General features: G+C 65.8%; 21 protein-coding genes. 7 read left to right on the top strand and 14 right to left on the bottom strand.

The features are described 5' to 3' along the window. Nucleotides 1–40 precede the first annotated feature (40 nt). Both ACIBJI_RS31425 and ssd read right to left on the bottom strand, forming a co-directional pair. Nucleotides 41–1,228, bottom strand: a complete 1,188-nt coding sequence (locus ACIBJI_RS31425) for a TadA family conjugal transfer-associated ATPase (protein WP_397086996.1) — start codon at nt 1,226–1,228, stop codon at nt 41–43. Between the two features lie 214 nt (nt 1,229–1,442). Then, the gene (ssd, locus tag ACIBJI_RS31420) at nt 1,443–2,552 is read right to left on the bottom strand and encodes a septum site-determining protein Ssd (RefSeq protein ID WP_364354163.1); all 1,110 of its coding nucleotides are present in this window, start codon (nt 2,550–2,552) and stop codon (nt 1,443–1,445) included. 370 nt (nt 2,553–2,922) lie between these two features. Here ssd and ACIBJI_RS31415 point away from each other — a divergent pair, with 370 nt between their 5' ends. Further along, nucleotides 2,923–3,792: an HAD-IB family hydrolase gene (locus tag ACIBJI_RS31415; protein WP_364354166.1), complete on the top strand. Its 870-nt coding sequence runs from the start codon at nt 2,923–2,925 to the stop codon at nt 3,790–3,792. A gap of 493 nt (nt 3,793–4,285) precedes the next feature. Here ACIBJI_RS31415 and ACIBJI_RS31410 read toward each other — a convergent pair whose 3' ends face one another. From ACIBJI_RS31410 to ACIBJI_RS31390, 5 genes are all read right to left on the bottom strand, one after another. Beyond that, a complete protein-coding gene (locus ACIBJI_RS31410) occupies nt 4,286–5,032 on the bottom strand; it encodes an oxidoreductase (RefSeq protein WP_364354168.1) in 747 nt (248 codons plus the stop codon). Nucleotides 5,033–5,137: 105 nt separating this feature from the next. After that, on the bottom strand, nt 5,138–6,829 hold the full coding sequence (locus ACIBJI_RS31405) for a dipeptide ABC transporter ATP-binding protein (protein ID WP_396958012.1): 1,692 nt from the start codon (nt 6,827–6,829) through the stop codon (nt 5,138–5,140). 8 nt (nt 6,830–6,837) lie between these two features. After that, nucleotides 6,838–7,791 (bottom strand): ABC transporter permease, encoded by a 954-nt coding sequence (locus ACIBJI_RS31400; RefSeq protein WP_397037668.1) that lies wholly within the window; start codon nt 7,789–7,791, stop codon nt 6,838–6,840. After that, the gene (locus tag ACIBJI_RS31395; RefSeq protein WP_364354174.1) at nt 7,784–8,710 is read right to left on the bottom strand and encodes an ABC transporter permease; all 927 of its coding nucleotides are present in this window, start codon (nt 8,708–8,710) and stop codon (nt 7,784–7,786) included. Before ACIBJI_RS31395 ends, ACIBJI_RS31400 begins: the two co-directional genes overlap by 8 nt. Nucleotides 8,711–8,774: 64 nt before the next feature. Then, entirely contained in the window at nt 8,775–10,373 is a 1,599-nt protein-coding gene (locus tag ACIBJI_RS31390; RefSeq protein WP_397086994.1) for an ABC transporter substrate-binding protein, read from the bottom strand. Between the two features lie 434 nt (nt 10,374–10,807). Here ACIBJI_RS31390 and acs point away from each other — a divergent pair, with 434 nt between their 5' ends. From acs to ACIBJI_RS31370, 4 genes are all read left to right on the top strand, one after another. Continuing rightward, the gene (gene acs, locus ACIBJI_RS31385; RefSeq protein ID WP_364354180.1) at nt 10,808–12,760 is read left to right on the top strand and encodes an acetate--CoA ligase; all 1,953 of its coding nucleotides are present in this window, start codon (nt 10,808–10,810) and stop codon (nt 12,758–12,760) included. Between the two features lie 180 nt (nt 12,761–12,940). Further along, nucleotides 12,941–14,200 carry a Na+/H+ antiporter NhaA gene (gene nhaA / locus ACIBJI_RS31380; protein WP_364354260.1) on the top strand — a complete coding sequence of 420 codons (1,260 nt, stop codon included), beginning with the start codon at nt 12,941–12,943 and terminating at the stop codon, nt 14,198–14,200. Beyond that, on the top strand, nt 14,197–14,730 hold the full coding sequence (locus ACIBJI_RS31375; protein ID WP_397086992.1) for a phage holin family protein: 534 nt from the start codon (nt 14,197–14,199) through the stop codon (nt 14,728–14,730). The genes nhaA and ACIBJI_RS31375 overlap by 4 nt, the downstream gene beginning before the upstream one ends. 63 nt (nt 14,731–14,793) lie before the next feature. Further along, a complete protein-coding gene (locus tag ACIBJI_RS31370) occupies nt 14,794–15,729 on the top strand; it encodes an alpha/beta hydrolase (RefSeq protein WP_364354183.1) in 936 nt (311 codons plus the stop codon). Between the two features lie 111 nt (nt 15,730–15,840). Here ACIBJI_RS31370 and ACIBJI_RS31365 read toward each other — a convergent pair whose 3' ends face one another. From ACIBJI_RS31365 to nth, 4 genes are read right to left on the bottom strand one after another with little or no spacing between them, the layout of a single operon-like run. Further along, nucleotides 15,841–17,034 carry a MarP family serine protease gene (locus ACIBJI_RS31365; protein WP_364354186.1) on the bottom strand — a complete coding sequence of 398 codons (1,194 nt, stop codon included), beginning with the start codon at nt 17,032–17,034 and terminating at the stop codon, nt 15,841–15,843. Next, on the bottom strand, nt 17,031–17,750 hold the full coding sequence (locus tag ACIBJI_RS31360) for a CoA pyrophosphatase (protein WP_364354189.1): 720 nt from the start codon (nt 17,748–17,750) through the stop codon (nt 17,031–17,033). The genes ACIBJI_RS31365 and ACIBJI_RS31360 overlap by 4 nt, the downstream gene beginning before the upstream one ends. After that, nucleotides 17,747–18,382: a redoxin family protein gene (locus tag ACIBJI_RS31355; RefSeq protein ID WP_396957913.1), complete on the bottom strand. Its 636-nt coding sequence runs from the start codon at nt 18,380–18,382 to the stop codon at nt 17,747–17,749. Before ACIBJI_RS31355 ends, ACIBJI_RS31360 begins: the two co-directional genes overlap by 4 nt. After that, nucleotides 18,379–19,212 (bottom strand): endonuclease III, encoded by an 834-nt coding sequence (nth, locus tag ACIBJI_RS31350; protein ID WP_364354192.1) that lies wholly within the window; start codon nt 19,210–19,212, stop codon nt 18,379–18,381. The genes ACIBJI_RS31355 and nth overlap by 4 nt, the downstream gene beginning before the upstream one ends. Before the next feature lie 91 nt (nt 19,213–19,303). Between nth and ACIBJI_RS31345 the strand changes: the two genes are divergently transcribed. Then, nucleotides 19,304–19,546 (top strand): hypothetical protein, encoded by a 243-nt coding sequence (locus tag ACIBJI_RS31345; RefSeq protein WP_040686056.1) that lies wholly within the window; start codon nt 19,304–19,306, stop codon nt 19,544–19,546. Between the two features lie 158 nt (nt 19,547–19,704). Then, complete coding sequence (locus tag ACIBJI_RS31340) at nt 19,705–20,379, top strand: Crp/Fnr family transcriptional regulator (protein ID WP_011206875.1); 675 nt, start codon at nt 19,705–19,707, stop codon at nt 20,377–20,379. A 152-nt stretch (nt 20,380–20,531) separates the two neighbouring features. Here the strand turns inward: ACIBJI_RS31340 and ACIBJI_RS31335 are convergent, their stop codons facing one another. The 3 genes from ACIBJI_RS31335 to ACIBJI_RS31325 are packed head-to-tail and all read right to left on the bottom strand — an operon-like array spanning nt 20,532 to nt 21,973. Further along, entirely contained in the window at nt 20,532–21,326 is a 795-nt protein-coding gene (locus tag ACIBJI_RS31335; protein WP_364354196.1) for an MBL fold metallo-hydrolase, read from the bottom strand. 9 nt (nt 21,327–21,335) lie between these two features. Further along, entirely contained in the window at nt 21,336–21,794 is a 459-nt protein-coding gene (locus tag ACIBJI_RS31330; RefSeq protein WP_364354199.1) for a RidA family protein, read from the bottom strand. A 17-nt stretch (nt 21,795–21,811) separates the two neighbouring features. After that, nucleotides 21,812–21,973 carry a DUF4177 domain-containing protein gene (locus ACIBJI_RS31325; protein ID WP_085998464.1) on the bottom strand — a complete coding sequence of 54 codons (162 nt, stop codon included), beginning with the start codon at nt 21,971–21,973 and terminating at the stop codon, nt 21,812–21,814. Between the last annotated feature and the right edge of the window lie 124 nt (nt 21,974–22,097).

Raw genomic sequence — 22,097 nt, 5'->3', positions numbered from 1 at the left:
ACCATCCGACCACCAACTCCTGAGCGCGTCGCTGCCGCGATCATCGGTCGAGCCGTTCGGCGAGGAGGCGGGTGAGGGTGGGGGCGGCGGGGGTGGGGGCTTGGTCGGCGTGCCAGGCGGCGGTTATGGTGACGCGGTCTTGGGGGTCGCGGTCTACGATGCCGATTTCGCGGAGGACGCGGGAGCCGTCGGCTCGGCGGTGGACGTGCAGTACTACCTGGACGGCTGCGGCGAGTTGGCTGTGCAGGGCGGCGCGGTCCATACCGCCCAATGCGGCAAGGGCTTCCAGGCGGGCGGTGACCTCGCGGGGTGAGTTCGCGTGGACTGTGCCCGCGCCGCCGTCATGGCCGGTATTCAGGGCGGTCAGGAGGTCGACTACCTCGGCGCCACGGACTTCGCCGACGACGATTCGGTCGGGGCGCATTCGCAGGGCCTGCCTGACGAGGTCACGGACGGTCACCGCGCCGACGCCCTCGATGTTCGCGGTGCGCGCTACCAGGCGCACGACGTGGGGGTGTGGGGGTGCCAGTTCGGCGGCGTCTTCGACGCAGATGATGCGTTCATCGGCGGCGACCTTGGCCAGTAGGCCGGACAGCAGTGTTGTCTTGCCCGCACCGGTTCCGCCGACCACCAGGAAGGCGAGTCTGGCCCGGATGATCTGCTCCAGTAGGAGTTTCGCGTCGGCGGGTACGGCACCGGCCGCAGCGAGCGCATCAAGTCCCTGGGTCGCCGGACGCAGCACGCGTAGCGACAGGCAGGTGCCGCCGTGCGCCACCGGCGCCAAGACCGCGTGCAGCCGGACTCCGAACGAATCCCCCAGTGCCGCTTCCCTTCCAGACAACCTGCCGTCCACCCAAGGCTGTGCATCGTCGAGCCGCCGTCCGGCCGACAGCGCCAACCGCTGTGCCAGCCGACGCACCGCCGCCTCATCCGGGAAGACGACCGAGGTGCGTTCCAGTCCACGGCCACGGTCGATCCACACCGCATCCGGCGCGGTCACCAGCACATCGGCGACCCGAGGGTCGTGCAGCAGCGGCTCCAACAGCCCCGCTCCGGTCATCTCGGTCTGCAACAACCGCAATGCCCGCAGCAGATCGGTATCCCCGAGTACGCCACCGGCCTCGGCTCGGATGGCCGCCGCCACCTGCGCCGGATCCGGAGCCCCCGAAGCACCGGACAGCCGCTCCCGCACCCGGTCCAACAACTCCGACGTCACCAACGCACTCACCGCGAACCCCTCCCTACCGAAGCGGCAAGGACCCGCCGCAACATCCAGCGCACCGCCCACACACTCGGAACCGCAGATCGCCCACTGCGGACAGTTCCAGACATGCCAATCCGACACTGCTGCGGCAATTCATCTCGACCACGGCGAGCTGGAATCCCGTGCACCGCCGCGGCTACAGCACGGACTCGAACCGGCGGCTCGAACACCAACGCACTCATCGCAACCCCTGCCCGGCCGGAGCGCCGAGCACCCCGAGCACGGCGTCCGCGGCGTCGCGGAGGGGCCCGCGGCGCAAAGTGAGCCCGCCGCGTTCCAGGCGGGCGGCCAGTCCGGGTTGGGCTCGGACGGCGGCTAGGAGAGGGAGGTCGAGGACTTCGGCGACCTCGGGGCCGCGGAGTCCGCCGGGTGCTGGGCCGCGGACTATCAAGCCCTGGTTGGGATTTCGTCGAGCGATATGGGCGGCGACCGATTCGGCGGCGGCGAGGGCGCGTAGGCGGGCTGGGACGACCAGGACGACGAGGTCGGCCGCGTCGAGTATTTGGTCCGCGTGTGGGCCGCGTTCGCCCGAGATGTCGCATATCACCAAATCGCCTGCGGCACGGCCCGCTTCGATGACGGCGTGGATGGCAGCGGGGCCGATTTCGGCGGGCAAGCGTCCGGCACCGCCGCGGCCGCAGGACAGTACCGCAAGTCCCGGCGCGGCTGCCGGTAGTGCGCTGTGCAGTGCGGCGGCGGAGACCCGACCGTCCTCGATCACCAGATCCGGCCAGCGCAGTCCGGCCGCGGTTTCGATGCCGAGCAGCAGGTCGAGGCCGCCGCCGAGGGGCGCGCCGTCGACGAGCACGGTGTCGCGGCGGAACCGCTCTGCGGCGGATCGCAGTCCGGTCGCCGCGGCCAATATGGAGGCGCCCGCACCGCCGCTGGCACCCGCGATCGCGACGACAACACCGTCGCCCATGCGATATTCACCGTGCTCAGCAAACTTCTCGATAAGTCCGACCGCGGCACCTGGCAGCGCGATGACGCGCTCGGCACCGACGGCCGCGGCGGCCTGCCAATCGGTCAATCCGGGTTCCCCATCGGTCACCAGTACGATGCCGATCCGCCGGAGATAACCGGCGCGGGCACAGCTCTCGGCCGCCAGGGTGTCGAGGATCACTAGGGGTGCGGACACCCAGGCGTGCCGACCGACAGAGAGCGCGCGCTCGTCGAGCTCGCGCTCTGCGGCCGCCGCGACCCGGCGAACCTCATCGCGCAGCCGGATGTCCTGGATGAGCACGAGCGCGGGCGGCGGTGTGAGTGCCGGGGCGGCTTCGAGATTCATGCAGGTCAGCGTGCTCGAAGACGAAGCCGGGCAGAAGATGCAATATGCCGAATGTGGATAACTCGGGGGGTGTGGATAAATCCGGAGGGCCGAATCCGGAGGAACAACCTTGCCTGAAATAGAGGACGGCCCCAGCCGGGGGGGGAGGAGGCTGGGGCCGTCGGGTTCAGCCCCGGGGGGTCGGGCTGAACGCGCCTGGACTATGTCCAGGTGCCAGCAATACTACACCCAAGCCGGGGCCACAACGCAAGTCTGTCGTCGGAGAACTTTGTGGCTACCACCGGCCCGGCGTCTGCGGGGCAAACCCGCCGAACGGCCCGGACGCCCGACCCGTCGGACACCGTCGCCGCGGCATGCATATTCTGAACGAGTGACGGCCGATGGCGATCAAACAGAGCTCGAGGACCGGACGGCACGGGACGCGACGACAACGAAGCGACCCAACGCCGGGGGCGAGCGCGTGGCCGCCTTCTTCGATCTCGACAAGACGGTGATCGCGAAATCGAGTACCTACGTGTTCAGTAAGCCCTTCTACGCACAGGGCCTGCTGAACCGGCGCGCGGTGCTGGAGAGCAGTTACGCCCACTTCCTGTTCATGCTCTCGGGCGCCGACCACGATCAGATGGAGCGCATGCGCGCCAATCTGACCAATATGGTCGCGGGCTGGGATGTCGAACAGGTGAAATCCATTGTGGCCGAGACACTTCACGAACTCGTCGACCCGCTGATCTATGCCGAGGCCGCGGATCTCATTGCCGACCACAAGATCCGGGGACACGATGTGGTGATCGTCTCGGCCTCGGGCGAGGAGATCGTCGGCCCGATCGCCGAGGTGTTGGGCGCCTCACATACCGCGGCAACCCGAATGGTGGTCGAGGACGGTCGATACACCGGTGAGGTCGAATTCTATTGCTACGGCGCGGGTAAGGTGACCGCGATCGAAAAGCTCGCCGCCGCTGAGGGTTACGACCTCGCGCGGTGTTATGCCTACTCCGATTCCGTGACCGATCTACCGATGCTGAGCGCGGTGGGGCATCCGACGGCGGTGAACCCGGATCGCAATCTGCGTCGCGAAGCGGTGGCCAAGGGCTGGCCGATTCTCACCTTCTCCAACCCGGTCTCGCTGTGGGCGCGGTTCCAGAGTCCGTCGTCGACCACCCTTGCCGCGACGGCGGCGGTCGGGCTGAGTGCGGTGCTCGCCGGGGCGATCAGCTACCGGCTGCTGCGCCGGCGCCGCTGAGCCATAGCTGGCGAGCTCGGGCCGCGCGGCCGGGCTGTTGGGGCGCGCCGCGGACGGCTTGCTGCCATAACACAGAGGCCGCCGCGACCAGGGATTTAACCACGAAACGCCAGCAGACATGCAGCTTATTGAATGTTTTTCCAAGCCTTGATGTGGGCGCGGTCACAGTGTAGAAATGTAACTACGGAAGGACGGAAGGCCTGAGCGGAGCCGGAAGAGAAGGTTCAGCTCCCCGACCCACCCTTCCCAGCACGGGCACCAGGCACCCACGCGGAGCGCGCCGCGACAAGGGCAAAAGCGTTGTGGGCCTGCGAGATCCGGGTTTTCGACGGCGAAGGCCTCGCACAGGTTGCGGGGATGAACCGCCGGAGTTCGGATAATCGCCGAGGCCGCAGAACACAACCCACCCAGCACGCTTGGTAACCGGGTATCCGTGCTAGCGGGCGGTGAGGTCGTCAACGACAACGCCGCCCGCTTTGATGTGTGTGGACCCCTATCCGGATGCCGAGTCGGCGATTGATGTCGCCTCCCGCGCACCGTCTTCGAAGGCGCCGCAGCACAGGATCACCCAGCCGCCCACCGCATCCGGAGCACCCGAGCCGAATCCGGCCGCCGAATCCAGATACTGCTGACGCCGCCGCAACCAGAACACCTCCGGCACGCCGAGGCTGTGCGGGTCCAGCCCACTGGACGCGGCCACCAGTCGCGAGGCCGCCCGCGCCACGATGCCGTCGGCCGTACCGAACGGCCGCAAGGTCAGTAGCTCGCCGTGCACGACCGCCGCGATGACCGGCGCGGGTGCTTTCGATCCGAGCACCGTCTGCACCAGCAGGTCGAGCCGTTCGGCCACACCGCCGTCACCGCGCGGGCGCCCGAGCAGCTCTTCGTCGGTGACCAGATCGGCCGCGGCCAGCAGATGTAGCCTGGCCAGCGCCTGCAGCGGCGCGCGCTGCCAGGTGCCGACCAGATTCCGCAGCGCGTCGCCGTCGAGCGCCTGCCCGACCCGCAGCGAGCCGGCCAGGATCGGATCCGCGACCCGGCCGTCGGCGGGCAGTTCGGTACTGCCGCCCTCGATGGCGGCGGATGAGCGCGCGGCACGCACCGCCGCCTCGGCGGCCGTGGTCGGCCAGCCCCGCCGGTTCGCCTTGTGCCGATGCACCGCGGCAAGCGCGTCACGCGCCTTATCGGCGGCTTCGCGCACACCTGGCAGATCGACGAGGGGCTGTAGCGGATCGGTCACCGAGACATTCTGCAGCGCCTGCGGCGCTGCGTGTTCGCGACCCCCTCCTGTCTCGCCTCCGACCCGTTCGAGCGACCTGCAAGCAGTCGCTAACGGCGCCCCTGGTCAGCCTGCCAGCAGGTCCCGTCCGGGAATGGCGTCGAGCAGGCGGCGGGTGTACTCCTCTGTGGGGTTCTGGAAGACTTCGTCGGTGGTGGCCGCTTCCACGATCCTGCCGGTCTGCATGACCAGGACGTCGTCGGCGATCTGCCGGACCACGGCCAAGTCATGGGTGATGAACAGATACGACAGACCCAGCTCTGCTTGTAAGTCGTTGAGCAGCTTGAGGATCTGTGCCTGGACGAGGACATCGAGTGCGGACACCGCCTCGTCGCACACCACGACCTCAGGGGAGAGCGCGAGCGCACGGGCCACCGCGACGCGCTGACGCTGGCCACCCGAGAGTTCATTGGGGTAGCGGCGCATTACCGAGGACGGCAGCGACACCTTGTCCAACAGGTCGCGCACCGTCGCCTCACGTTCCTTGGCGGTGCCGATCTTATGCGTGCGCAGCGGCTCCTCGATGGTGCGGTAGATCGAGTACATCGGATCCAGCGAACCGTAAGGGTCCTGGAAGATCGGCTGCACCCGCCGACGAAAAGCGAACGCGCCCTTCCGATCCAGCTTCGCCACGTCGTGGCCGTCGAAGGTCACCGAGCCCGATGTCGGTTCGAGCAGACCCAGAACCATCTGTGCCACAGTTGATTTGCCCGAGCCGGACTCGCCGACAATGGCCGTTGTCGTGCCGCGCTTCAGACGGAACGACACATCGTCGACAGCGACGAAATCCGTCGACTTCCAGGGCGTACTACCCCGAATCTTGAACGCTTTGGTCAGATTCTGCGACACCACCACGTCGTCGGACACCGCCGCGATTTCGCTATCGGCGGCCGCGACCTCCTCGGCGACCTGCACGGCCTGCTTGCGCACCTCGATACGTTCACGCACCGAGGACAGCCGCTGCGAGGCGAGCGAGGGCGCGGAATTCACCAGCTTCTTGGTGTACAGATGCTGCGGTTCGCGCAGAATCCGCAGTGCCGGACCGGATTCCACCACCTTGCCGCGATACATCACCACCAGGTGCTCGGCGCGCTCGGCGGCCAAGCCGAGATCGTGGGTGATGAGCAGGACCGCGGTGCCGAGTTCGCTGGTCAGTCCGTCGAGATGGTCGAGGATCTGCCGCTGCACCGTCACGTCGAGGGCCGAGGTCGGCTCGTCGGCGATCAGCAGTTTGGGACGGCAGGCCAATCCGATGGCGATGAGCGCGCGCTGGCGCATACCGCCGGAGAACTCGTGCGGGTACTGGTTCACCCGGCGCGCCGCGTCTGACATCCCGGCTTCCTCGAGCAGTTCGATGGCGCGCTGCTTCGCCGCCTTGCCCTTGGCAATGCCATTGGCCTCCAAGGTCTCTCGGATCTGGAACCCGATCTTCCACACCGGATTCAGATTCGACATCGGATCCTGCGGCACCAATCCGATCCCGCTGCCGCGGACCGCGACGACCTCCCTCTTCGACGCCTTCGCCAGATCCTTGCCGTCGAACCTGATCGAGCCGGAGGTGACCTGCCCGGTGCCGGGCAGCAGGTCGATAATGCTGTGCGCCGTCGTGGATTTTCCGGATCCGGATTCGCCGACAATGGCGACGGTCTGGCCCGGATAAACCGTCAGACTGACGTCACGAACCGCCGGAATCTTCTTGCCCTCGGAGGAGAAGCAGACATTGAGATCCTCGATCTCGAGCAATGGTTTATCGGACATCGCTGCGGTCACCTCTTCCTCGCCTTCGGATCGAGCGCATCCCGCAGCGCGTCCCCGAGCAGGATGAAGCTCAGCACGGTGAGCGCCAAAGCCGTTGCGGGATAGAACAAAATCGGCGATCCGCCGCGCAGCTCGTGCTGATTGGTATTGATATCCGAGCCCCAGGACACGATTGTGCGCGGCAGGCCGACGCCGAGGTAGGACAGTGTCGCCTCGGTGACGATGAACGCACCGAGCCAGATCGTCGTCACCACGATCAGCGGTCCGGCCGCATTCGGCAGCACATGACGCAGCAGCGTGCGTATTCGCGACACACCCAATGCCTTTGCCGCCGTGACATATTCGCTGTTCTTCGCCTCGATCACCGCACTGCGCGCGATACGTGCAGCCTGTGGCCAGGTGAACGCGGCCAGGATCAAGATGACCGTCCAGATCGTGCGCGAATCGAGCAGCTGCATGATGACGATCGCGGCCAGCATCAGCGGAATCGCATAGAAGATCTCCGCGATGCGTGATACCACCGAATCGAGCAGACCGCCGTAGAACCCCGCGAGGGCTCCGAGCGTGCCGCCGACGAGCAGGAATACCGTGGTGGCACCCAACCCGGCCATTACCGAAGCCCGTGCGCCGTAAACGGTTCGGGTGTATACATCACAGCCCTGCTTATCGAAACCGAACGGGTGTCCGGGCCCGCGCGGATCCATGCTGAAATCGCCATTGCAATAGCGCGGATCCTGATCGGAGAACAGACCGGGCCACAGCACCACGATGGCGATGAACACGATCAGCACCGCGGCCACGATGAAGATCGGATTGCGGCGCAACTGTCGCCACGCGTCCTGCCAGATGCTGGTCGGCGAACCGGTATCGACGACCTGATCGGTGGCGAGCACCTCGACTTCATCGGGTGGCGCGACGAAATGCCGCTGCCGGTCCCGAGCCTTCTTCTCGAGCTCAGGCATATCGGATCCTCGGGTCGAGCGCGGCATAGAGCAGATCGATGATCAGATTCGAGATCAGGAAGATCACGATGAGCACGGTCACGAATGAGACCACCGTCGGCGGTTCACCGCGGGTAATCGCCTGGTACAGCGTCCCACCCACGCCCGGAATGTTGAAGATGCCCTCGGTGACGACCGCGCCGCCGATCAGCGCACCGAGATCGGCGCCGAGGAAGGTGATCACCGGAATCATCGAATTACGCAGAATGTGCACGGTGACCACACGTGGGCGACTGAGCCCTTTCGCGGTCGCGGTGCGGACGTAATCGGCGGACATGTTCTCCGCCACCGAGTTTCGGGTCAGCCGCAGCACATACGCGAACGACAGCGAACCGAGCACGAATGCGGGCACGAGCAGTTCACCGATGCTGGCCTTACCGGTGACGGTCACCGGCGCGATACCCCACTTCACACCCAGTACGAACTGGGCCAGGAAGCCGATCACGAAGATCGGCACCGCGATGATGATCAGGCTGACCACCAGTAGCGTCGAGTCGAACAGTTTGCCTTTGCGTAGTCCTGCGATCAGCCCGAAGACAACGCCGAAGATGCCCTCGATGAGCACCGCCATCAACGCCAATTTGATGGTGATCGGGAATGCGCGGGCGAGTTCGTCGCGCACCGGGCGGCCGGAGAAGGCCGTCCCGAAGTCGAGGGTGAAAATGCCCTTCAGATACAGCAGATACTGCACGATGAACGGGCGATCCAGGTGATAGCGCGCACGCAATTGGGCCTCGACGGCAGGCGTCATCGGCTTGTCACCGGCCAGCGCGTGGATCGGATCGCCCGGAACTAAGAAGACCAGTGCATAGATGAGCAGCGTCGCCCCGAGGAAGACGGGGATCATTTGGAGCAGACGCCGCACGACATACCAGGCCATTTCATCTCCTGGGTGAGCGGCGCGGCCGTACCGTCAGAATGTGCGGCACGACCGCGCCGAGCGGCTACTTCTCGATGTTTTCGAAGTCGAACAGACCATTCCAGGCCAGGTCGGCCTTCTTCACCTTGTCCGAACGTCCCGCCGCGGCAAGATAATCGATCACCGGGATATCGGCCATATCCTTGATCAGCAACGCCTGCGCCTGGGCCACGATCTTGTACGACTCTTCCAGCGTCGGCGCGGCCAGCGCAGCGTCGAGCAGGTGGTCGAATTCGGGGCTCTTGTAGTCGACGTTATTGGTCTCGGAGTAGCTGTAGTACTGCGAGGTGAGGAACTGCAGCATGGTCGGGTAGTCGCCCTGCCAGCCGTAGCGGAACGCCTTGCCGATCGTCTTCTGGTTCACCAGATCTCGGATGTTCTTGAATGTCGGATACGGCGCGCCGACCGCATCGATGCCGAGGGTGTTCTTGATGCTGTTGGCCACGGCCTCGACCCATGCCTGATGGCCGCCATCGGAGTTGTAGGCGATCTCGTACCGACCCGACCACGGCGAAATGGCATCGGCCTGCGCCCAAACCTTCTTGGCCTCTTCGGGGTTGTACTTCAACACCTCCGAGCCGGGCAGGTTGCCGTTGAATCCGGGCAGAGTACTCGAGGTGAAGTCGCGTGCCGGAATCTTGGTGCCGTTGAAGATGGTGTCGCAGATTTGCTGCCGGTTGATCGCCATCGAGAGGGCCCGTCGACGCAACAGTCCTTCCTCACCGCCGAAGTGCGGGACATTGGCCTGGACGCCGATGTGCTGGTTTTGCGCGGACGGATCGAGGATCGCGCGATCGCCGAGGTCCTTCTTGTACGAAGTCAGCGCGCTGTCCGGAATCGTGTCGAGGGTGTCGAGGTTGCCCGCCTGCAGATCCGAGTACGCGGTATCGAACGACTGGTACATGACGAAGCGCAGACCCTTGTTCTTGGGCGCACGTCCGCCCTTGTAGTCCGGGTTGGGCGTCAGGTCGATCTTGACGTTGTGCTCCCAGGTCTGGAACTTGTACGGGCCATTGCCGATCGGGTTCTCACCGAAGGCCTTCATATCCTTGAATGCGGCATCGGGCAGCGGATAGAACGGTGCGTAGCCGAGTTCGGTCTCGAAGTCGATGGACGGCGACTTCAACTCGACGGTGAAGGTTCGGTCGTCGACCACCTTCAGACCCGACATCGTTTGTGCCGTGGGCTTTTCCGACGAAACCTCGTCGAATCCGACGATCGGGGTGAACGCGTAACTCTGCAGCTGACCATTGGTGCCGAGGGCGCCGTAGTTCCAGGCGTCGACGAACGACTTCGCGGTCACCGTGGTGCCGTCGGTGAACTTCCAGTCCGGCTTGATGGTGATCGTGTAGGTCTTGCGGTCGTTCGTCTTGATGGACTCGGCCATCTCGTCGTGCGCAACGCCTTTGCCGTCGTAGTACTTCAGACCCGCGAACAGCCGGTCCACGACGCGGCCGCCCATATTCTCGTTGGTATTGGTCGGCACCAACGGATTCTGCGGTTCACCCCCGTTGGTGGTGACGATGTCGGCGTCGGCACTATCGCTCGACGAACATGCGGACAGTCCCAGGCTTGTGGCCAGCAGGACTGCCGCGGTCAACGCTGTAGCTCTGTTGAATCTCAACGCGTTCTCCCGATTTCGAGACAGGCGAAGGGGATCCGCGACGACGCATGGGTATCTGCCCAGCGCGCCTCGACTCGATCCGCCTTGGAATGCCTGGGACGTTAGCCATTCGAAGCAGCCTTGTCACCGGATTGACAGAGGTTCGTTCCACTTGTTACCAATCCGGCAACATCGTCGAAACGCGTTAAACATTAAGGAGAAGACGGGCATCCGCCGGAAGTATGCCTCCGTTGGGGCTTCCGGTGTCCGGAGCTGGTTGGTCTATGACGATAGCGACCGAAGGCCCGGTTTGTCAGCGGATCGCGCAGGATACCCGCCGAGGTGACGCGATGGAAACCCATTGGACACAGCAGGCGCGGGCTGGATCACAGTTGGTTACTGTCGAAATCGACTGCGACTGCCAGCACCACGGGGCTACGTGAGGAAGAGACGAGATGACCGAAACCACCGACCACCGGGACTCGTACCCGCCGACCGCGGCATTCGCCGCGGCGGCGAATGCCGACGCGTCGTTGTACCAGCGGGCCGTGGCGGATCGCGACGCGTTCTGGGCCGAACAGGCCCAGCGGCTGCACTGGGAGCAGCCGTGGACGCAGGTGCTCGACTGGAATGACCCGCCCGTCGCGAAGTGGTTCGTCGACGGAAAGCTCAATGTCGCCTACAACTGTGTGGACCGCCATGTGCTCGACGGGCACGGCGATCAGGTCGCCATCCATTGGGAAGGCGAACCGGGCGACTCCCGCGACATCACCTACGCCGAACTCCTCGCCGAAGTTTCCCGCGCCGCAAACTATCTGACCGAACTCGGACTCGAAGCGGGCGATCGGGTAGCCATCTACATGCCGATGGTTCCCGAAGCGATCGTGTCGATGCTGGCCTGCGCCCGACTCGGGCTGACGCATTCGGTGGTATTCGCGGGCTTCTCACCGACCGCGCTGCGCCAGCGCGTCGACGATGCGAGCGCCCGGCTGATCATCACCACCGACGGTCAGTGGCGTCGCGGTAAGGCCGCACCGCTCAAGGAGGCTGTCGACGAGGCGCTCTACGCCAACGGCGATGTGCCGCACTCTGTGGAACACGTACTGGTGGTGCGCCGCACCGATATCGAGGTGCCGTGGACCGAGGGCCGCGACCTGTGGTGGCACGAGACCGTCGCGCAGGCCTCCCCCGAACACCGGGCGCAGGCCTTCGATGCCGAGCATCCGCTGTTCATCCTCTACACCTCCGGTACCACCGGTAAGCCCAAGGGCATCCTGCACACCAGCGGCGGATATCTCACCCAGGCGTCCTACACCCACCACAATGTCTTCGACCACAAGGCCGGACAGGACATCTACTGGTGCACCGCCGATATCGGCTGGGTCACCGGGCACACCTACATCGTCTATGGACCGCTGTCGAACCGAACCACCCAGGTCGTATACGAGGGCACACCGAACTTCCCGGATGAGCACCGGCACTGGAATATCATCGAAAAGTACGGCGTCACAATCTATTACACGGCACCGACGTTGGTACGCACATTCATGAAGTGGGGTAGGGAGATTCCCGCGGCCCACGATCTGTCCAGCATCCGGGTGCTCGGCAGCGTCGGCGAACCGATCAATCCGGAGGCCTGGCGCTGGTACCGCGAGGTGATCGGTGCGAACTCCGCGCCCATCGTGGACACCTGGTGGCAGACCGAGACGGGGTCGATCATGATCTCCCCGCTGCCGGGCGTCACCGCCGCCAAGCCCGGCGCCGCGATGACAGCGCTGCCCGGTATTTCGGCGAAGGTCGTCGACGAAGAGGGCAAGGCGGTCGAGCTCGGCGAGACCGAGGCCAACGGTTATCTGGTGCTCGATCAGCCGTGGCCATCGATGCTGCGCGGCATCTGGGGCGATATGGACCGCTACCGGGCCACCTACTGGGAGCGCTATGCCGAACAGGGCTGGTACTTCGCCGGTGACGGCGCCAAGCTCGATGCCGACGGCGACCTATGGGTGCTCGGCCGGGTCGACGATGTGATGAATGTGTCGGGCCACCGCATCTCCACCGCCGAGGTCGAATCCGCGCTGGTCGGTCACTCCGGGGTGGCCGAGGCTGCCGTGGTGGGCGCCAGCGATGCGACCACCGGACAGGGCATCGTCGCGTTCGTGATCCTGACGGCCGAGGCCAAGGACACCGGCGATACGCTGATCGACGAACTGAAGGCGGAGGTGTCGCGGGAGATCAGCCCGATCGCCCGGCCGCGCGAGATCCACGTGGTGCCCGAACTGCCCAAGACCCGCAGCGGCAAGATCATGCGTCGACTGCTGCGCGATGTCGCCGAGGGCCGCGAATTGGGCGACACCTCGACACTGGTCGATCCCAATGTTTTCGAGGCGATCCGGGCCAGCCGCGCCTGAGTCGGCACACCGAAACGGCACATCGTAGGGTCGGTGGCGGAATTCGTCACCGACCCTATCCATTAGGATTGCTTAAGGTGTGCCGGGAAGTCTGGTCGGCGTGCGGTCGTGTACCTGAAAGCCGGATCGGTGGGATTGCGCGTCCGCGGTCCAGCCCACCCCGGCGGAAGGTTTCCCGTGATCACCCAAGTGCGCTCGGAGCTGACGCGCTATCTACGCACCGAAACCGTTGGCGGTGCAATACTTCTTATCGCCGCCGCGGCCGCATTGCTGTGGGTGAACTCGCCATGGCGCGAGAGCTACTTCACCGTCACCCAGTACGTCCTGCCGATCAACGCGCTGCATCTGGATCTCACCGTCGCGGACTGGACCGAGGACGGTCTGCTCGCGATCTTTTTCTTCGTCGCCGGATTAGAGCTCAAACGCGAGCTGGTGGTCGGCGAACTCGCCGATCCCAAGCGGGCCGTGCTGCCGATCATCGCGGCGGTCGGCGGGGTGGTCACACCGGCGCTGATCGCATTCGCGGTCGGATTCGGCATCGACGGGATGGACCGAGGCTGGGCGATTCCGGTGGCGACCGATATCGCGTTCGCGCTGGCCGTGCTGGCCATGACCGGATCCCGGATCCCGGCCAGCGCGCGGGTCTTCCTGCTGAGCCTCGCGGTGGTCGACGATCTGCTCGCCATCATCCTGATCGCGGTACTGTTCACCACGACGTTGTCGGCGCTGTGGCTGCTGGCCGCGGCGGCCGGCTTCGCGACGTGGGCGCTGGCCCAGCACAAGCGGATATCCACACCGCTGCTGTATGTGCCGCTGGCGCTGGTCTCCTGGTACGCCCTGCACGAGGCGGGCATACATCCGACGCTGGCCGGTGTCGCGCTCGGTCTGCTCACCAGGGTGCGCCAGGATCCCGGCGAGACCCAGGCCCCGGCAACGCGGCTCGAGCATATGATCCAGCCGATCTCGGCCGGACTCTGTGTGCCACTGTTCGCCTTGTTCGCCTCCGGAGTTCCCTTGGACGGCAAGGTTTTCCAGCACCTGTTCAGTGACAGACTGCCGCTGGCCATAATTCTCGGGTTACTGCTCGGCAAGACCGCCGGTATCTTCGGAATCAGCTGGGTGGCAATCCGATTGGGCATTGCGAAGCGTCCGGCCAGCCTCGGCTACCGAGACATGTTCGCCCTCTCGGTGCTCGGCGCGATCGGCTTCACCGTTAGCCTTCTGGTGGCAGAACTCGCGCTGACCGACGTCGGTGACGGCTCGGCCGTCGAATTGGCCAAAGCCGCGGTGTTGGTGACGTCAATGACGGCGTCGCTCGCGGGTTCGGCGCTACTGTTGCGGCGTGGGCGTGTCCACCAGGCGCGGCGGGATGCGCGTGCGATAGAACGAGAGACTGAGGCGGAAGCAGTGCCGGGACAGGGAGAAGGGTCGACCAAGTGAGTTTCGCCCAAGATAGGAATGGGACGCAGCGCGGTAACGGGGATGAGTCGCGTCGCGACCACACTGTCACCTCGATTCCCCTCTCGGACGCCAATCCCGCGGGGTCGGCGAGTTTCGGCGCCCTCGTCCGCGATGCCACCGAGCAGATGTCCACGCTGGTGCGCGCCGAGGTAGAGCTGGCCAAGGCCGAGGTAACCGGGGAGATCAAGAAGGGGCTGCAGGGCAGCGTCTACTTCATCCTCGCGCTGACCGTGCTGTTGTTCAGCACCTTCTTCTTTTTCTTCTTCCTGGGCGAGTTGCTCGATGTCTGGCTGGCGCGCTGGGCGGCCTTCCTGATCGTTTTCCTGCTGATGATCGTCGCGACGGCGGTCCTGGCCCTGCTCGGCTATCTGCGGGTCAAGAAGCTGCGGGCGCCGGAGAAGACGATCGATTCGCTCAAGCAGGCGCGCACGGTGCTGCCGAGCGGATTCGGCTCGCACGAGGAGCACCTCACGCTCGCGGAGCCGACACGGTCGAAGTCACTCGAGTAGCCGCCGGGCGGCGCGGCAGCGTCGACTAGGCGGTGGGCCGGACCCCTACTAGGCTCGGTCGGCGTGTCGTCGAACTCATTTCCCGATCCGTCCAGCGTCCGTTACGACGGGCCGTGGACGCATCGGGATGTGCACGCGAACGGCATACGCTTCCATGTCGTCGAGGCCGCGCCGGAGCGCCCGGACGCACCGCTGGTCGTCCTGCTGCACGGATTCGCGGACCTCTGGTGGTCCTGGCGGCATCAGCTGACCGGACTCGCCGAACTCGGCTATCGCGCGGTCGCGGTGGATCTGCGCGGCTACGGCGACAGCGATAAACCGCCGCGCGGCTATGACGGTTGGACGCTGGCCGGTGATATCGCCGGACTCATCCGCGCCATGGGCTACTCCGAGGCCACGCTGGTCGGACATGCCGATGGCGGACTGGTGTGCTGGACGACCGCGGTGCTGCATCCCCGACTGGTGCGCTCGATCGCACTGGTGAGCTCCCCGCATCCGGCCGCGCTCAAGAGCGCGGTGCTGCGCGACCGGCGCCAGCGACGCACCTGGCTGCCGAACTTCCTGCGCTATCAGCTGCCGCGCTACGGCGAACATCTGCTGACCACCGGCGACGGCTTCGAGGTCGAGCGGCTGCTGCGCCAGCGGGTTAGCCGGACCTGGTCAGGCACCGCCGAATTCATCGAGACGGCCGATCGGATGCGCTCGGCCATCCAGATTCCCGGTGCGGCGCACTGTGCGCTGGAATATCAGCGTTGGGCCTTCCGCAGTCAGTGGCGGCCGGACGGTCGGCGGTTCATGGCCACCATGCGGGTGCCGATCCGCATTCCGGTGCTCGCCATGCGCGGTGAACTCGACGGCTACATCCTGCCTGCCACCTTCCAGCGCGGCCGCCGGTTATCACCGCAGCGGCGACAGGTCGTGATTCCGGGCGCGGGTCACTTTGCGCACCAAGAGAACCCGGATGCGGTCACGATGGAGTTGGCCAAGCTGCTCGGATAGTCGGGACCGATTCTCGCCTGGCCAACTTGTCGAACGGCAGGTTGGCGGCACGCTTAGCGTTGCATCCGGCCGGGGGACCGGCGCGCGTAGCCAGTCGCCCCTCAGCCGGTCTCAGCTCAGTACGCAGGCTCCGGTCTGGATCTGCGTATACGAGCCTGGCGCGGCCTCCAATTGCGCACGCACCTCGTTCAGCGTCAGCACGTAACCGGTGTCATCGTCGGTGACCGCCGCACCGAAAACCACACCGAGCACCTGCCCCTCCGTATCCACCAGCGGCCCACCGGAGTTACCGGCTCGCACCAAACCGCGGACGGTGTAGACCTCGCGCTCGACCGTGCCGTTGCGGTAGATAGTCGGCCCGGTCAGATCCAACGTCTCGCGCACGCGAGCCGCGCTGGCCGTGTACGGTCCACCGCCCGGGTAGCCGAGCACGATGGCACTGTCGCCGGAGTGCGCGGCCGAGGGCGCCTGCGGGACGATCGGGGCGGTGAGGCCGGGCACCGCGAGCACCGCGACGTCCTTGGATGGATCGAACAGCACCACCGTCGCCTCGAGCGGACCGCGCGCGGTATCCACGCTGACGCTCGTGGTACCCGCGACCACATGCGCATTGGTCATCACGCGTTCGGGTGCGATCACGAAGCCGGAGCCCTCCAGTGCCCGCTGGCAGCTGGGCGCGACACCGCGGATACGCAGCACACTCTGCTGCAGCGATGCCGCGACCGGACTGGCGAGCACGCTGGGATCGGGCGGTTCGACGGCCGCGATCGGCGCCCGCCCGAACGGTCCGATGACATCCGGCAGCCCGGAGGTGTTGAGCAGTTTGGAGAATTCGTTCGGCAGCCGCCGCAGCCAATTCGGCGAGACATCGTTGACGTCGGCGAGCACCTTCGAACCATTGATGGCCGCGGCGATGGCGGGCTGGGAAGAGGTAGCCAGCGGCAACGCCAGCAGCCACGCGGTGACCAGCACCGCGACCGCCTGCAGCACCGCGCCGACAGCACTGTCCACACTGCGGGTGAACGGATGCCGCATACCGCCGCGCGCGGCCCGGCCGAGCACCATGCCCGCGACCTCACCCACGATGACCAGCAGCACGATCAACAGCACGCCGGTGAGCACCCGCGGTCTGCCCTCGTCGACGTGGACCAGAATGTGCGGCGCGATGAGAATGCCCGCGACCGCGCCGAGTACGACGCCGAGGAAGGCCAGCGCGGAAGCTACCGCGCCCTGTCGCCACCCGGAGGAGGCGGCAAGCAGCGCGAGCAGCACTACCGCGATATCGAGCCAAGCCGATGAACTCATAACGTCATCCCTACGGCCGCCAGCGCGGACTCTAGATCGCGAACATCGCTGTGGTCCCAGTCCCGTTCCCACCCGGCGGATTTGCAGATGCCCGCCAGAATGCCGCCGGTCAGTCCCCACACCAGCATTCCGTCCACCTGGAATGCCGGACTCTGATAGCCGAGGCTGCCGCGCACCATGAAGCGATTCGCCGGGTCCAGCAGATCGGCGAGCGGCACTCGCACAACACGTTCGGTCTCGGTGTGATTGACCACGCGAACCGTCCTCGGGGTGTGCCAATAGGCCACCACCGGGGTCACATCGAATCGGGACGGTGGCACGAACAGCTTCGGTAGCACCGCAAAGGGTTCGACGCCCTCGCGTGCCAGCCCGGTTTCCTCACAGGCCTCGCGCAGGGCGGTATCGATCGGTCCGGAGTCGCCGGGGTCGACCGCACCGCCGGGAAATGCGACCTGACCGCGGTGTTGGCGCATGGTGGACGCGCGCTGAGTCAGCAGCACATCCGCATCGGCGGGCAGCCCGCCCGGGGTCTCGGGATCTGCTTCGGGCGAACCACTGAACAGCACGAGCACGGCCGCCTGCCGCGGTGTGGTGCTGATTGTCATGGCCCGCCGGACCGCGCGCGCCAACGACAGCGTGTCGGTGGAATCGGTATTCGGGTCCGCCGCTCGGCGCAGCCACTTCGGGATGCTGTCCGGCATGGAGATCTCGGTCATGCCGCAACTCCCAAGTTATTCGCGACCGTATCGGCGATATCGTCGACGCCGTTGAAGGCACGCACCACCACCTCGGCGACCGAACCATCCGCACGCAAAAGCACTGACACCGGCAGCACCGCGGGCGCACCGACCGCGGTACGCACCTTGGTGCGCGGGTCGAGGACGCCGGGCAACGTCACCTTCAGGTCGGTCAGCAACGCGAGCGCCCTCGCCTCATCCGGATCGCTGTGCACGGTCAGCACGGTAATCGCGTTTCCGGCTCGTCGCGCGTACTCCTGCACATCCGGCAACTCTTTGGCGCACGGTCCACACCAGTACGCCCACAGGTTCAGCAGTGCGGGTTTGCCCGCGAGTGCGGCCGCCAGGTCGACCGATTTGCCGTCGGATAGACAGCTCAGGCCGAGTCCGGCAAGCGGGCCGCGGCCCACCGTATCCGCGCTCGGCGCCGGACAATTCGCGAGCCCGGCAGCGGTGCGCGCCTCGACCGATGCGCTCGCTGGGGAATTCGCCGGATGGTTGCCGCTCGTCGCGGTGTCATCGTGATCGCGGGGCCACAGCGCGACCGCCAAGGCCACTACGGTGATCAACCCTGCCAGCGCCAAGCGCGCCGCGACAGGTATTCGTTTCACCGGCCCACCAGCTCGAGCAGATGCTCCGCCTCCGGACCCTTCACCAGCTTCGCCGCGGTCTCCGGGTCGGTCGGCCCGACCCCGAACGATGGACAGTCCTTGGCCAACAGGCAGACACCGCATGCGGGCTTGCGGGAATGACAGACCCGACGCCCGTGGAAGATCACGCGATGGGACAGCATTGTCCATTCCTTGCGTTCGATCAGCTCGCCGATGGCGTGTTCGACCTTCACCGGATCTTCCTCGGTGGTCCACGCCCAGCGTCGCACCAGCCGACCGAAATGGGTGTCGACGGTAATGCCGGGCACCCCGAAGGCGTTGCCGAGGATGACGTTGGCGGTCTTGCGGCCAATGCCGGGCAATTGCACCAGTTCGTCGAGGGTGTGAGGCAATTCACCATCGAAGCGTTCGACCAGTGCCTGGCCGAGTCCGATCAGCGAACTGGTCTTGTTGCGGAAGAAGCCGGTGGGCCGGATGTATTCCTCCAGCTCCGCGCGGTTTGCCTCGGCGTAGGCGCGGGCGTCGGGATACTTGGCGAAGAGCGCGGGTGTGGTCAGATTCACCCGCTCATCGGTGCACTGCGCGGAAAGTATTGTCGCAACCGCCAATTCGAGCGGTGTGCCGAAGTCGAGCTCGCAGTGCGCGTCCGGAAAGGCCACCGCGAGAGCGCGGTTCATCCGGCGGGCCCTTCGGGTGCGGCCGAGCTGGGTTTCCGCTTGTCGCGCTCGGGATTTGCGCTTCGGCGCGGGGACCGCGGCAAGTTGCGCATCGGTCGCCTCGACGGCAGGCGCAGGCCCGCTCACGGCAGCAGTGGAGGGGGAGACACGCACGCGTCCACCATACGGAACCACTCCACAACGGTGCCCTCCTAGATCTCTTGCCGTGTTCCATCTGAGACCTAGACCGTGTTTACTGCTCGTCATGCAAGGACTCGCTGTGGTGCTCTTCCCAGTGGTGCTGATGCTTTTCGCACTGGGCATGGAGCGGGTCGAGAATCGGCTCCGCAAACTTCTCGAACCCGACGAAGAGGTTCAGCAGTACCTGGACAAGGCAAGCAACGCCGAAGTGAAGGAGCTGACGAAGCTCGGACTGCCCGCCGCGGTGGCACGGATGCGCAGGCGCCGTTCCCGTGGCGAAGAGCTGGACGTCGCACGCGCCAGCTGAATCTGAATTGAATCCCCTACCGACCGGTACCTGGTACGCCGCGCAATCCACTCGTTACGTGGTGTCTGTCACTACGCTGCCGTAATGCCGCGTAGACTGCGCTGTTGGCCGATTCGCTTCGGTCCAGGACAGAGCCATTTCCCATAAGGAGCACATTCGTGGACGAGGCCCTCGCCAGAGCAGGCATCTTCCAAGGCGTAGAGCCCACCGCGGTGGCGGCCCTCGCCAAACAACTGCAGCCCGTGGATTTTCCGCGCGGCCATGTCATCTTCAACGAGGGCGAACCCGGCGACCGGTTGTACATCATCACCTCCGGAAAGGTGAAGATAGGACGGCGTTCCCCGGACGGCAGAGAAAACCTGCTGACCATCATGGGTCCGTCGGACATGTTCGGTGAGCTGTCGATCTTCGACCCGGGTCCGCGCACCTCGACCGCTACCACCGTGACCGAGGTCCGTGCGGTCACCATGGACCGTGACGCGCTCAAGTCCTGGATCGACCAGCGGCCCGAGATCGCCGAGCAACTGCTGCGCGTCCTCGCTCGTCGCTTGCGCCGCACCAACAACAACTTGGCCGACCTGATCTTCACCGACGTCCCCGGCCGGGTCGCCAAGGCGTTGCTGCAGCTCGCGCAGCGGTTCGGTACCCAGGAGGCCGGTGCGCTGCGGGTCACCCACGACCTCACCCAGGAAGAGATCGCGCAGCTGGTCGGCGCCTCCCGCGAGACCGTGAACAAGGCTCTGGCCGACTTCGCGCACCGCGGCTGGCTACGGCTGGAGGGCAAGAGTGTGCTGATCTCCGACTCCGAGCGCCTGGCCCGCCGCGCGCGCTGACGCTCGAACCCCATAGGCGACCGGAGAGCCCGGCCGCCGACCAGACGCGCTGCGGCAGGTGGACGCCGTGGCATCTGAATGCAAAAGCACGCTGAGTTATGCAAAAGCACGCTGAGTTCAGCTCGAATGAACTCAGCGTGCTTCGGTGTTTGCTAGTTCTGCTCGGCGCGCAGGTACTCCAACTGCGCCTGCACCGAACTACGCGCGGCAGGCCAGAGCCGCTTGTCGACATCGGCGTAGACCTTGCGCACCACCGACATCGCGCCGGCGTTCGGCCCGAGGATGCGCAACGCCTCCCGCACCTGATCGAGCCGCTCCTGCCGGTGCGCGATGTAGTACCGCGCGATCGGTTCCAGATCGGGATGGTCCGGACCATGTGCGGGCAGTAGCGCGCGTCCCACACCCACCTCGACCAGCTTGTCCAGGGATGCCAAATAATCGGCGAGGGCGCCGTCGGTGGAATCGAGCACAGTGGTGCCGAAGCCGAGAATGGTGTCACCGGTCAACACCGCGTCGTCCAGGACGAAACTCACCGAATCCTTGGTGTGGCCGGGGGTGTCCAGGACGGTGATCCGCAATCCGGCAGCCTCGATCACCTCGCCGTCGACCAGCGGCGCATCGGAATCACGCAGGAATTCGGTGGTCCTGGCCCGCACCGGCGTACCGGTCAGCTTGGCCAGCCGATCGATACCGCCGGTGTGATCGTGATGCCGGTGGGTGATCAGGGTGAGCGCGATATTGCCGTCGGTGGCGCGGGCGATCGTTTCGCTGTGCGCCTTATCCTTCGGTCCCGGATCGATGACGACGTATTCCGATTGTCCCGGCGCGCGCAGCAGCCAGGTATTGGTGCCCTCCAGCGTCATCTGGCCAGGATTGTCCGCGAGTACGACCGCCGCGGTCGGCGTGACCTGCCGCAGCTGGCCGTATGCGGGATGGGTGAGCGTCATCGAACCTGTTTAGCGCACTTCGGCGATCAGTTCGACTTCGACGGGGGTGTTGCGGGGCAGTTCGGCGACGCCGACCGCGGAACGCGCGTGCACGCCCGCATCACCGAAAACCGCACCGAGCAATTCCGATGCGCCATTGATGACCTGCGGCTGATCGGTGAATCCCGGTGCGGAAGCGACGAATCCGACGACCTTCACAATGCGCACGACCGCATCGAGCCCGACCAGATCGTGCACCGCTGCGATCGCGTTCAGCGCGCAGAACTTGGCCGCCTCCTTGGCCTGTTCGAGCGAAACCTCCGCGCCGACCTTACCGGTCGCCGATAGCTGTCCGTCCACGAACGGCAGCTGGCCGGAGGTGTAAACCAGCGAACCGGTGCGGATCGCCGGAATGTAGGCGGCGACCGGTGCCACAACCGGCGGCAAGGTCAGGCCGAGCTGGGCGAGGTTCTTCTCCCACTGGGTCATAGGTGCAGTCCCTTCGATTACTTGGGGCGCTTGAGGTAGGCGACGTGCTGTTCGCCGGTCGGACCGGGCAGCACAGTAACCAGTTCCCAACCGTCGGCGCCCCACTGGTCCAGAATCTGCTTGGTCGCATGCGTCAGCAGCGGAACGGTGGCGTACTCCCATACCTTCGAATCACTCATGACTGTAACTTTGGCAGCGCCTCCGGCGCTGCGTGTTCGCGGCCCCCCGTGTCTCGGGGGCGCGCCCGCGCGACGCCCGCCATCGGCGCCGGGGCGAGGACCGCGCGGGCGCCAGACCGGGCCC

The organism is Nocardia sp. NPDC050408, from assembly GCF_044458905.1.
In the GTDB taxonomy this organism is placed as follows: domain Bacteria; phylum Actinomycetota; class Actinomycetes; order Mycobacteriales; family Mycobacteriaceae; genus Nocardia.
Note: the sequence above shows the minus strand (reverse complement) of the source record. Positions and strands in the feature narration are given on the sequence as shown.

Excerpts from the sequence above, each read along its gene's own strand:
- ACIBJI_RS31400 (WP_397037668.1), bottom strand. The coding sequence starts at position 7,791 with ATGCCTGAGCTCGAGAAGAAGGCTCGGGACCGGCAGCGGCATTTCGTC.
- ssd (WP_364354163.1), bottom strand. The coding sequence starts at position 2,552 with ATGAATCTCGAAGCCGCCCCGGCACTCACACCGCCGCCCGCGCTCGTG.
- ACIBJI_RS31365 (WP_364354186.1), bottom strand. The coding sequence starts at position 17,034 with ATGAGTTCATCGGCTTGGCTCGATATCGCGGTAGTGCTGCTCGCGCTG.
- ACIBJI_RS31325 (WP_085998464.1), bottom strand. The coding sequence starts at position 21,973 with ATGAGTGATTCGAAGGTATGGGAGTACGCCACCGTTCCGCTGCTGACG.
- ACIBJI_RS31345 (WP_040686056.1), top strand. The coding sequence starts at position 19,304 with ATGCAAGGACTCGCTGTGGTGCTCTTCCCAGTGGTGCTGATGCTTTTC.
- ACIBJI_RS31360 (WP_364354189.1), bottom strand. The coding sequence starts at position 17,750 with ATGACCGAGATCTCCATGCCGGACAGCATCCCGAAGTGGCTGCGCCGA.
- ACIBJI_RS31330 (WP_364354199.1), bottom strand. The coding sequence starts at position 21,794 with ATGACCCAGTGGGAGAAGAACCTCGCCCAGCTCGGCCTGACCTTGCCG.
- acs (WP_364354180.1), top strand. The coding sequence starts at position 10,808 with ATGACCGAAACCACCGACCACCGGGACTCGTACCCGCCGACCGCGGCA.
- ACIBJI_RS31335 (WP_364354196.1), bottom strand. The coding sequence starts at position 21,326 with ATGACGCTCACCCATCCCGCATACGGCCAGCTGCGGCAGGTCACGCCG.
- ACIBJI_RS31395 (WP_364354174.1), bottom strand. The coding sequence starts at position 8,710 with ATGGCCTGGTATGTCGTGCGGCGTCTGCTCCAAATGATCCCCGTCTTC.
- ACIBJI_RS31405 (WP_396958012.1), bottom strand. The coding sequence starts at position 6,829 with ATGTCCGATAAACCATTGCTCGAGATCGAGGATCTCAATGTCTGCTTC.